The sequence below is a fragment of the Staphylococcus sp. EG-SA-2 genome, assembly GCF_017152085.1.
Genome location: NZ_JACYHC010000508.1, coordinates 1 through 4044 on the forward strand (window position 1 = coordinate 1; position 4044 = coordinate 4044).

The following is a 4044-nucleotide window of genomic DNA, read 5'->3' on the forward strand; positions in this document are numbered from 1 at the left end:
GGCGAAAAAATAGGGTGTAAGGTAGGTTGTTAATTAGGGAAAATTAAGGAGAAAATACAGTTGAAAAATAAATTGCTAGTTTTATCATTGGGAGCATTATGTGTATCACAAATTTGGGAAAGTAATCGTGCGAGTGCAGTGGTTTCTGGGGAGAAGAATCCATATGTATCTGAGTCGTTGAAACTGACTAATAATAAAAATAAATCTAGAACAGTAGAAGAGTATAAGAAAAGCTTGGATGATTTAATATGGTCCTTTCCAAACTTAGATAATGAAAGATTTGATAATCCTGAATATAAAGAAGCTATGAAAAAATATCAACAGAGATTTATGGCTGAAGATGAGGCTTTGAAGAAATTTTTTAGTGAAGAGAAAAAAATAAAAAATGGAAATACTGATAATTTAGATTATCTAGGATTATCTCATGAAAGATATGAAAGTGTATTTAATACTTTGAAAAAACAAAGTGAGGAGTTCTTAAAAGAAATTGAAGATATAAAAAAAGATAACCCTGAATTGAAAGACTTTAATGAAGAGGAGCAATTAAAGTGCGACTTAGAATTAAACAAATTAGAAAATCAGATATTAATGTTAGGTAAAACATTTTATCAAAACTATAGAGATGATGTTGAAAGTTTATATAGTAAGTTAGATTTAATTATGGGATATAAAGATGAAGAAAGAGCAAATAAAAAAGCAGTTAACAAAAGGATGTTAGAAAATAAAAAAGAAGACTTAGAAACCATAATTGATGAATTTTTTAGTGATATAGATAAAACAAGACCTAATAATATTCCTGTTTTAGAAGATGAAAAACAAGAAGAGAAAAATCATAAAAATATGGCTCAATTAAAATCTGACACTGAAGCAGCAAAAAGTGATGAATCAAAAAGAAGCAAGAGAAGTAAAAGAAGTTTAAATACTCAAAATCACAAACCTGCATCTCAAGAAGTTTCTGAACAACAAAAAGCTGAATATGATAAAAGAGCAGAAGAAAGAAAAGCGAGATTTTTGGATAATCAAAAAATTAAGAAAACACCTGTAGTGTCATTAGAATATGATTTTGAGCATAAACAACGTATTGACAACGAAAACGACAAGAAACTTGTGGTTTCTGCACCAACAAAGAAACCAACATCACCGACTACATATACTGAAACAACGACACAGGTACCAATGCCTACAGTTGAGCGTCAAACTCAGCAACAAATTATTTATAATGCACCAAAACAATTGGCTGGATTAAATGGTGAAAGTCATGATTTCACAACAACGCATCAATCACCAACAACTTCAAATCACACGCATAATAATGTTGTTGAATTTGAAGAAACGTCTGCTTTACCTGGTAGAAAATCAGGATCACTGGTTGGTATAAGTCAAATTGATTCTTCTCATCTAACTGAACGTGAGAAGCGTGTAATTAAGCGTGAACACGTTAGAGAAGCTCAAAAGTTAGTTGATAATTATAAAGATACACATAGTTATAAAGACCGATTAAATGCACAACAAAAAGTAAATACTTTAAGTGAAGGTCATCAAAAACGTTTTAATAAACAAATCAATAAAGTATATAATGGCAAATAATTAATGCATGGCTGCAAAGCAAATAATGAGTTTGTCGTAAAAATAACAACATTTTAAACTAGCAATAAATAATATCAAAGTCATCATTTCAATGATGCAATCTAGTATAGTCCACATTCTAAACAGGTGTGGACTATTACTTTTTTCACTTTATATTACGAAAAAATTATTATGCTTAACTATCAATATCAATAATTAATTTTAAGCTGAAAAACAATAAAAATGTTAAGACAACGTTTACTTCAAGTTAATTATTATACTGAAAATTCTGGTATATAATGCTGTTAGTGAATATAACAGGGAAATTATATTGGTTATAATATTGAGTCTATATAAAGGAGAAATAACAGATGAAAAAGAAATTATTAGTTTTAACTATGAGCACGCTATTTGCTACACAACTTATCAATTCAAATCACGCTAAAGCATCAGTGACAGAGAGTGTTGACAAAAAATTTGTAGTTCCAGAATCAGGAATTAATAAAATTATTCCAGCTTACGATGAATTTAAGAATTCGCCAAAAGTAAATGTTAGTAATTTAACTGACAATAAAAACTTTGTAGTTTCTGAAGACAAATTGAATAAGATTGTAGATTCATCGGCAGCTAGTAAAATTGTAGATAAAAACTTTGCCGTACCAGAATCAAAGTTAGGAAACATTGTACCAGAGTACAAAGAAATCAATAATCGCGTGAATGTAGCAACAAACAATCCAGCTTCACAACAAGTTGATAAGCATTTTGTTGCTAAAGGCCCAGAAGTAAATAGATTTATTACGCAAAACAAAGTAAACCACCACTTCATTACTACGCAAACCCACTACAAGAAAGTTATTACTTCATACAAATCAACACATGTACATAAACATGTAAATCATGCAAAGGATTCTATTAATAAACACTTTATTGTTAAACCATCAGAATCGCCTAGATATACACATCCATCTCAATCTTTAATTATCAAGCATCATTTTGCAGTTCCTGGATATCACGCGCATAAATTTGTTACACCAGGGCATGCTAGCATTAAAATTAATCACTTTTGTGTTGTGCCACAAATAAATAGTTTCAAGGTAATTCCACCATATGGTCACAATTCACATCGTATGCATGTACCAAGTTTCCAAAATAACACAACAGCAACACATCAAAATGCTAAAGTAAATAAAGCATATGACTATAAATACTTCTATTCTTATAAAGTAGTTAAAGGTGTGAAGAAATATTTCTCATTTTCACAATCAAATGGTTATAAAATTGGGAAACCATCATTAAATATCAAAAATGTAAATTATCAATATGCTGTTCCAAGTTATAGCCCTACACACTACGTTCCTGAATTTAAGGGTAGCTTACCAGCACCACGAGTATAAAAATTGGCACTAAGTTTACGAGATATGATAAATACCTATTATTTTAAATATAGTCTACAATCTATGTGGTTGTAGGCTGTATTTTTTGCAGTTTATCAATAAACACCCATCAACAAATTATACCGTTTTTCTACTTTGAAAGTTGGAAGTAACATAATCTTAAATAAATATATTATTAATTAAGATAAATATAAGACTCAAGATTATTGTTAATAGTTTGTTCATCGCAAGTTAATTATTGTTTCTAAAATATTGGTATATAATTTTCAATGGCGAAGAAAACAGGGTGAAAAAGTCGGTTTTACAATCAAAGCAAATAAGGGAGCATAAATAAATGAAAAGGAAAGTACTAGTACTAACAATGGGTGTAATTTGTGCAACTCAATTATGGCATTCTAATCACGCAAACGCATTAGTGACAGAGAGTGTTGAAACTAATTTTGTTGTAAAAGATTCGGATAATAAAAATATTTTACAAACCCATACTGAAATTACTACTGAGGAGAAATTTTCAATAGTAGAAAAGAGTCAATTAAATAAATTAAAAGCACTATCTAATGACAACTACATAGAATATGATTTACATACTAATCAAACAGGTATTAAAAAAGGTTGGTTATATGGTTATAGTGAAATTGACTCATCACATTTCACAGACCGTGACAAACGCGTTATTAGACGTGATCATGTTAAAGAAGCACAAAGCTTAATTAACGATTATAAAGATACACAAAGCTATGAAGATCTCGCTAAGGCAACTGCAAAAGTAAGTACACTTAGTCAGTCTCACCAAAATTATTTAAATAAACAAATTGATAAAGTGAATAATAAAATAGAGAAAACTGAAAAACGCTAATCCAAAGTAAATTATAAGTTATACATCTCGTTTTTAAATGACAATTTATCCCCGTAAATATAATAAATAATCTTTTCAAATTCCGCATAGATATAGAGACGCTAATAAACCTCTTTGTCTCGATATGATAGTCTGCAACGATTCATGTTGTAGGCTTTTTAATTTTACAAATAAGGCTAAATATATAAGTTCTGACACCTAAAATATAGAAAATACATAAAAGTAAGT

Annotated in this window: 3 protein-coding genes; all 3 read left to right on the forward strand. The window is 29.4% G+C overall.

Going from position 1 to position 4044, the window contains the following annotated elements; translation table 11 throughout:
* The first annotated feature begins 60 nt into the window (after positions 1 to 60).
* The 3 genes from vwb (at position 61) to IDG60_RS08005 (ending at position 3816) form a co-directional block, all read left to right on the forward strand.
* A complete protein-coding gene (gene vwb, locus IDG60_RS07995; protein ID WP_000791730.1) occupies positions 61 to 1587 on the forward strand; it encodes a von Willebrand factor binding protein Vwb in 1527 nt (508 codons plus the stop codon).
* A 350-nt stretch (positions 1588 to 1937) separates the two neighbouring features.
* On the forward strand, positions 1938 to 2960 hold the full coding sequence (emp, locus tag IDG60_RS08000) for an extracellular matrix protein-binding adhesin Emp (RefSeq protein WP_000728068.1): 1023 nt from the start codon (positions 1938 to 1940) through the stop codon (positions 2958 to 2960).
* Between the two features lie 334 nt (positions 2961 to 3294).
* The gene (locus IDG60_RS08005; RefSeq protein WP_000824482.1) at positions 3295 to 3816 is read left to right on the forward strand and encodes a hypothetical protein; all 522 of its coding nucleotides are present in this window, start codon (positions 3295 to 3297) and stop codon (positions 3814 to 3816) included.
* The last annotated feature ends 228 nt before the right edge of the window (positions 3817 to 4044 follow it).